Below are 6730 nucleotides of genomic sequence, written 5' to 3'. Positions count from 1 at the left end.
CGCACCATCATCGGAATGGGTGAAGCGTCTTGGCCTCACTCAGCGTGCGCGTCAGGCCGGGTCCTTCCACAGCTTCGGCGCCTTTTCCAATCCGGCGAAGGCGGCGTTGGTACCAATGTTGAAGAACGGGTCCCACGTGTAGTACTGGATCGGGAAGATGTCCTTGTTGGGCGAGACGCCGATCTTGATCTGGTAGGTCATCTGGCCCGAGCGCATCAGGCTGCCGTAATATTGGAACGGCGTGTCCGGAGTCTGCTCCTTCGGCCAGCCCTGATTGCCGAACACGTTGACGCCGGACGACTGCTGGAATCCTTCGATGTGGACGTAGGCGCCGGCCTCCTGCAATTCGGTGATCGGGAACACGTTGAACCCGACGGTCTGACCGGCCGACCCTTTCGTGGAGAGCTCGAGGCCGCCCTCGTTGGCGCTGCCGTTCACCGCGCGGTTGTCAACCATGTAGATGCCGGCGCCGAGATAGGCGCCCGCCTTCTGCGCATACACGTAGGCGACGTCGACGGCGATATTGATGACGATGTTGGCTTTCTTGGCCATGGTCGGATCCCCCTCAGTTGATGGCGACAGACATCGGCAGCACTCCGGTCCACGACACGGAGCCGCCGTTGTAGTTGACAGTGATGCCCTGCGAGATGGTGCCTCCGGTGGAGGACTTACTCACGGTCCCGGTCCAGACGGCCGAACTCGGGTCGATCGGCGAGGGCTGTGCCTGCCAGCCGGTCGGCGCGCTGATCTGCGTGATGGTGAGGCTGCCGGCATATTGCGGATCGATCGGCAGCACCTGCCAGCACACGCTGGTGTTGGTGGCGACTTTCGAGGTGAGGCTGGGCGTGCCTTCGCCGCTGCCCTGGAGATTGTCGACCGCGTAACAGCCGGTAACCTGCTGCTGCGCGAGCGCGTTGATATCGACCCAAATCTGGATGAAGACCGTGCAGTCCTCTGGATTGACCACGAGCGCCATTGCTCTGCTCCGTTCGATAGACCGCCAAATCGGCGGCTACAACTTTTAGTTGTGTAAATTGATATGATGCAACCGTATTACGGTGGCCTCGGGTTTGTACGAGGCCGCGAGTTGCAGCTTGTACTTGGGGGGCTTCCGGCGAGCGGCTCCTGGGCCGACCTCTGCGTCGACCATCAGGAGGACAATCAGTCGATGCTGACGGCCACGCGCGCCGAACGGGCAGCCGAATCTGAAGCGCCATGCGCTGCGCTATTGCGTCCGCAAGGCCGGCAGCAACTGTTCGTGACGCTCAGATATCGAGTTCGGCCCAGATCGCGGCGTGATCGGAGGCGGCTTCGGCCGCCTTGGTGATTTCCGGATAATGCGGAAACAAATCGCCGTTCTTTCCGCCCCACACGCCCATGCGGAGGATGCCGCCGGCCGTCGCCTTGGCGAATAATTCCGGTGACAGCAGGATGTAGTCGATCTTGTTCGAGGCGGTGCCGTTCTTGTAAGTACCGGGCCGGCCGTCGTCGTGAAAGCCGGGCAGCTCGCTGATGTCCTTGAGCCCGGTCTGATGGAACAGCGGACTGATCGGGTCGCTGTCCGGCGTGTCGTTGAAGTCGCCGATCACCGCGATGTACTCGTTGTGCTGCTGGCGTAGCGCGCGATAGATCGCGGCGGTGCGCGCCGCTTGACGCTTGCGCCGCGCATTCGAACTCGCCGGACTACCGTATCCCTTGCTCTTGAAATGGTTGATCAGCAGGATCAGCCGATTGTCGTTGGCGGTGGTCAGTTCGTACTGGGCACAGTCACGGCTGAAGATCACGCCTTCGTCGTCGGCATCATCGACATGGCTGACGATCGACACGATCTCGAACCCCTTGCGCGTCATCAGCCCGACATCGATACCGCGTTCGTCGTTGCCGTCGACCAGCATGATGTGGTCGTAGGGCTTGCCGGCGACGGCGGGCAGCACGTTTTTCGAGAAGCGCACCAGCGCCGGCCGGCTTTCCGCCTCGACCACCCCGAGCACGTCGGCACCAAGATCGGTGATCACCCGCGCGGTGTTGCGCGTTGCGGTCTCGTTGACTTCTTCGACCTTGAGGTCGACCCAGCCGATCCAATCCTCGCGGCCGTCGGCGACGATTGTGACCTTGCCGCCGCTGCGCTTGACCAGATCGCCGCGGTTCTGGCGCAGGACGGCGAACGGCCCGTCGTCCGATTTCTTCAGACCGAGCTGGTCGAGCAGGTCGACAATCCTCGTCTTGTCGGCGGCAGTGTAGCGCGCCTTGCCGAGGATGCGGTTGAGGTCGGCCTGCGCTTTCAGGATATCCTTGCCCTCGGAGAAATTGGCCTTGTTGAGGGCCTTCGCGCGCAGAAAGAGATTCTCGACATTGAACGATGCTAATTTCATCGCAGCCTCGCTGTCGCAATCGATGGCAGTGAAAATCACAGGCTAGTGCGGATCAATGTCACCAATGCTACAGCCGAGAGGTCCGCGCGGCAATGCGTAGCGGAACACCGTCAGCGCGGAGAGCGCTGCAATTACGAACTACACGGACGTCGAGTAGTCGAGGTGTTTTGCAGATGGTGCGAAGCAATATGGACCAGACGATAAGTCGCCCCTCGACCCACATCATCGGCCCGAGCCCGCCATGACAAGCCGGTGATGCTCAACCGGCTTGGTTGCTTTAGCCCCAGCTCTTCAGCCTGCGGAGTTGCGGCGTCTTCTTGTGCTGATGATCGGCCATGCGGCCGAGCAGATTGTCGAGCTCGGTAATCGCCTTAAACAGATAGGGACCCTTGTTGAGCATCACGCATTCGGCGCGCGCCGCCATCGCGGCGTCGGTCATCTCGCCGCGCGACGGCGTGCCTTTCTTGACCAGATGCTCGAGCACCTGCGTGGCCCAGATCACCGGGATATGCGCGGCTTCGCCGATCCACAGGATCTCCTCCTGCATTTCGGCCAGGCGGGTGAAGCCGAGTTCGACGGCGAGATCGCCGCGCGCGATCATGATCGCTGTCGGCTGCTGGCCGGCGGCCTGCACCAGCATGTCGGGCAGGCGCGCGACCGCTTCGGGCGTCTCGATCTTCAGCACCAGCGACAGCTTGCGCCAATCCTCCGGACGCCGCTCGCGCAGCTCGGCCTGCAGCGCCTCGACGTCCTCGACCGACTGCACGAAGGAGAACTCGATGCCGTCGGCATGGGCGGCGACGAAGTCGAGGTCGGCGCGGTCTTGGTCGGTGAGCGCCGGGATGTCGAGCTGGGTGTCGGGGAAATTGAGGCCTTTCTCCGGCTTCAGCCGCAGCCCCTTGTCGGCGGTCGCGGTGACGCGGCCGACAACGCCCCACGGCGTCTTGCGCTCGACGCGGATGCACAGCTTGCCGTCGTCGACGAAAACGCGCGCGCCCACCGCAGCCTTCGCCAGCGCTTCGCCGAGCGTGCATTCGACCGCGAAGTGATCCTCGATCAGGTCGACACGGTCGAGCTCGCCTTCGGCGGTGATGGCGATGAGATCGCCGACGTCGGCGCGGTCGCGGTTCTCCGGCGTGCGCGACAGGCCGGTACGGATCTTCGGGCCGGCGATGTCCATGAGGATCTTCATGCGCCGGCCGGTGGCTTCGGCGGCGACATGCAGATGATTGATCATGCGCTGCCAGCGCTCGGGATCGTCGTGGGCGCAATTGATCCGCACCGCCTCGACGCCGCGTTCGGCGAGCCGCAGCATGAACGATGGATCGTCGGCGGCCTCGCTCGGGCAGGTGACGAGCAGGGCGACGTGGCGATCGCCGAAAGCGGGGCCGAACAGCTCCTGGCTGCGCTGGGTGATGTAGTGTTCGCCGGCAAAGAATTGATGAGACGACGGCCGCAGATGTTCCGGCTCGCCGGCGAGCGCGGCGAGGCTGGCGCGCACCGCCTGCAGCGTCGGCATCACCCGGCTTTCCAGACGGCCGAGCGACGACAGGCCGAGCGCCGCCAGATTGCGCTGCAACGGCCGCAGATCGTGATGACGCAGTGCCAGGTAGTGCGCCAGGTTGGTCGCGCTGGTGGCGAAGCCCGGCCGCGCGATCCGGCCTGCCCATCCCGCCGTCCTCTGCTTGCCGGCCGCATCGATGCCGGCGATCAGCTCATCCAGAGTGCGCGCCAGGTGGTGGATGTCGGTCGTCATGCGGCGAACTCGCGCGTTGAAGGCGGCTGGTGCCGCAACCCTGACCGTGTAGGTCCGGGCCATGAACGCGCTGTGACATCGGCAGGCGTTCGATCTTAGACCTTCAGGGAAGGGCGCCGGCGCGGTATCGTGACGGCCAAACCGCCTTCCCAGGCGGATGACACACGGCTCCTTCTCGGGAGCATCCTTCAGCGGAGTCAGCAGTGGCGATTACGATCTATGGCATCAAGAACTGCGACACGATGAAGAAGGCGCGGGCCTGGCTCGACCAGCACGGCGTCGCCTATGCTTTCCACGACTACAAGACTGCGGGTGTCGATCGCGCGCATCTCGACCGCTGGGCCAAAGAGGTCGGCTGGGAGACGCTGCTCAACCGCGCCGGCACAACATTCAAGAAGCTTCCCGACGCCGACAAGGAAGGCCTCACCGAGGCCAAGGCCATCGCCCTGATGCTGGCGCAGCCGTCGATGATCAAGCGCCCGGTGCTGGAGCAGGGCGGCAAGCTGCTGGTCGGCTTCAAGCCGGAGATTTACGCGAAGGCATTCGGCTGAGGGTCTGACGCCCCGATGGGTCATTCCATCCGGCAGAACTCTCATCAACATGCGTTGAAAAGCTGCCCTGCATTGCATCTTGCGCAAGGCTCGGAATTGGCGGCATAGTCGCGGCCGAAAATCCCGGGCTGGGCGGTCGTCAGGCGCCGCAAGCACCGGACAACAAAGACAATAAAGACGTGTCGACAGCGTGCACGCGCCGTCGGCCGGGGGGAATTGGCTTGGCCGATGACATCATTCTCGAAACCCAAGGTTTGACCAAGGAGTTCGCCGGCTTCTTTGCCGTGCGCGACGTCAATCTGCGGGTCCGGCGTGGCCACATCCATGCGCTGATCGGCCCGAACGGCGCCGGCAAGACCACGTGCTTCAACCTGCTGACCAAGTTCATGCAGCCCTCGGCCGGGCAGATCAGCTACCGCGGCAAGGACATCACCGCGATGGCGCCGGCCGACGTGGCGCGGCTCGGTCTGGTACGCTCGTTTCAGATTTCGGCGGTGTTCCCGCATCTGACGGCGCTGGAAAACGTCCGCGTCGCGCTGCAGCGCCAGCATGGTAGCTCGTTCGACTTCTGGCGCTCCAAGAGTGTGCTCGACAAGTACAATCAGCGCGCCCGCGAATTGCTCGACGACGTCGGGCTGTCCGAATTCGCCGACACGCCGGCGGTCGAGATGGCTTACGGCCGCAAGCGCGCGCTGGAGATCGCCACGACGCTGGCGCTCGATCCGGAGATGATGCTGCTCGACGAGCCGATGGCCGGCATGGGCCACGAGGACATCGACAAGATCGCCACGCTGATCAAGCGCATCTCGGCCAAGTACACGATCCTGATGGTCGAGCACAATTTGAGCGTCGTCGCCAATCTGTCGGACACCATCACGGTGCTGACCCGCGGTCAGGTGCTGGCGGAGGGCAATTACCGCGACCTGACCCAGGACGAGCGCGTCAAGGAAGCCTATCTCGGAGCCGGCCATGGTTGAGACCGCGACCCTCGAGCGTACTGCGCCCGTCGCGCCCGGCAACGCGCTGCTCAGCGTGCGCAATCTGCAGGCGTGGTACGGCGAAAGCCACATCCTTCACGGCATGGATTTCGACGTCCGCACCGGCGAAGTGGTGACGCTGCTCGGCCGCAACGGCGCCGGCAAGACCACGACGCTGAAGTCCATCATGGGCATCATCGCCAAGCGCAGCGGCAGCATCCTGTTCGACGGCGGCGATATCAGCCGCGCCACCTCGGACAAGATCGCCCGTCGCGGCATCGCGTTCTGTCCGGAGGAGCGGGGGATCTTCGCCAGCCTCGACGTCCGCGAGAATCTGACGCTGCCGCCGCAGGTGCGGCCGGGCGGGCTGTCGCTCGATCAGATCTTCGAGCTGTTCCCCAATCTGCGCGAGCGGCTGAAGAGCCAGGGCACCAAGCTCAGCGGCGGCGAGCAGCAGATGCTGGCGATCGCCCGCATCCTGCGCACCGGCGCGCGCTTCCTGATGCTCGATGAGCCGACCGAAGGTCTGGCGCCGGTGATCATCCAGCAGATCGGCCGCACCATCGCGCGGCTGAAGAACGAGGGTTTCACTATCCTGCTGGTGGAGCAGAACTTCCGCTGGGCCGCGACGGTGGCGGATCGCTACTACGTAGTCGAGCACGGCAAGATCATCGACGGCTTCGCCAATTCCGAACTCGAAGCCAACATGGACAAGCTGCACACCTATCTGGGCGTGTGAGTCCGGCACCAACATTCGCACAAGTTTCGGGAGCGCAATGTCCATCAATATTCAGGCCCTGTTGGCGCAGCTTCTGGTCGGACTGATCAACGGCTCGTTCTACGCTCTGCTCAGCCTCGGGCTCGCCGTGATCTTCGGCATGCTCAACATCATCAACTTCGCCCACGGCGCGCTCTATATGATGGGCGCCTTCGTGGCCTATTTCCTGCTCAACCTTGCCGGCCTCGGCTATTGGTGGGCGCTGATCCTGGCGCCGCTGATCGTCGGCGCGTTCGGCATGGTGATGGAGCGAACCCTGCTGCAATGGCTGTCCGGGCTCGATCACCTCTACGGAC

7 protein-coding genes and 1 pseudogene are annotated in these 6730 nt (G+C 63.8%); 4 read left to right on the top strand and 4 right to left on the bottom strand.

What is annotated here, in order from left to right:
• Positions 1-51: 51 nt before the first annotated feature.
• The 4 genes from I5M_RS06755 to I5M_RS06740 form a co-directional block, all read right to left on the bottom strand.
• Positions 52-552, bottom strand: a complete 501-nt coding sequence (locus I5M_RS06755; protein WP_022720703.1) for a hypothetical protein — start codon at positions 550-552, stop codon at positions 52-54.
• 13 nt (positions 553-565) lie between these two features.
• The gene (locus I5M_RS29290; RefSeq protein ID WP_022720702.1) at positions 566-976 is read right to left on the bottom strand and encodes a hypothetical protein; all 411 of its coding nucleotides are present in this window, start codon (positions 974-976) and stop codon (positions 566-568) included.
• Positions 977-1265: 289 nt separating this feature from the next.
• Positions 1266-2372 carry an endonuclease/exonuclease/phosphatase family protein gene (locus I5M_RS06745; protein WP_031335647.1) on the bottom strand — a complete coding sequence of 369 codons (1107 nt, stop codon included), beginning with the start codon at positions 2370-2372 and terminating at the stop codon, positions 1266-1268.
• Between the two features lie 277 nt (positions 2373-2649).
• A complete protein-coding gene (locus tag I5M_RS06740) occupies positions 2650-4128 on the bottom strand; it encodes a pyruvate kinase (protein ID WP_022720700.1) in 1479 nt (492 codons plus the stop codon).
• Positions 4129-4331: 203 nt separating this feature from the next.
• Here I5M_RS06740 and I5M_RS06735 point away from each other — a divergent pair, with 203 nt between their 5' ends.
• The 4 genes and pseudogenes from I5M_RS06735 to I5M_RS06720 all read left to right on the top strand — a co-directional run.
• The gene (locus tag I5M_RS06735; RefSeq protein WP_022720699.1) at positions 4332-4679 is read left to right on the top strand and encodes an ArsC family reductase; all 348 of its coding nucleotides are present in this window, start codon (positions 4332-4334) and stop codon (positions 4677-4679) included.
• A gap of 221 nt (positions 4680-4900) precedes the next feature.
• A complete protein-coding gene (locus I5M_RS06730; protein ID WP_022720698.1) occupies positions 4901-5656 on the top strand; it encodes an ABC transporter ATP-binding protein in 756 nt (251 codons plus the stop codon).
• Positions 5649-6395 (top strand): ABC transporter ATP-binding protein, encoded by a 747-nt coding sequence (locus I5M_RS06725; protein ID WP_022720697.1) that lies wholly within the window; start codon positions 5649-5651, stop codon positions 6393-6395. The genes I5M_RS06730 and I5M_RS06725 overlap by 8 nt, the downstream gene beginning before the upstream one ends.
• 49 nt (positions 6396-6444) lie before the next feature.
• Positions 6445-6730: pseudogene (locus tag I5M_RS06720) on the top strand (branched-chain amino acid ABC transporter permease); the annotation flags it as partial.

The sequence above is a fragment of the Rhodopseudomonas sp. B29 genome, from assembly GCF_000333455.1.
Lineage (GTDB): Bacteria > Pseudomonadota > Alphaproteobacteria > Rhizobiales > Xanthobacteraceae > Rhodopseudomonas.
This window is presented reverse-complemented; position numbering and strand designations above follow the sequence as displayed.

Bases quoted from the DNA above. Each gene is read 5' to 3' on its own strand.
- I5M_RS06755 (WP_022720703.1), bottom strand. From the start codon at position 552: ATGGCCAAGAAAGCCAACATCGTCATCAATATCGCCGTCGACGTCGCC.
- I5M_RS29290 (WP_022720702.1), bottom strand. From the start codon at position 976: ATGGCGCTCGTGGTCAATCCAGAGGACTGCACGGTCTTCATCCAGATT.
- I5M_RS06745 (WP_031335647.1), bottom strand. From the start codon at position 2,372: ATGAAATTAGCATCGTTCAATGTCGAGAATCTCTTTCTGCGCGCGAAG.
- I5M_RS06740 (WP_022720700.1), bottom strand. From the start codon at position 4,128: ATGACGACCGACATCCACCACCTGGCGCGCACTCTGGATGAGCTGATC.
- I5M_RS06725 (WP_022720697.1), top strand. From the start codon at position 5,649: ATGGTTGAGACCGCGACCCTCGAGCGTACTGCGCCCGTCGCGCCCGGC.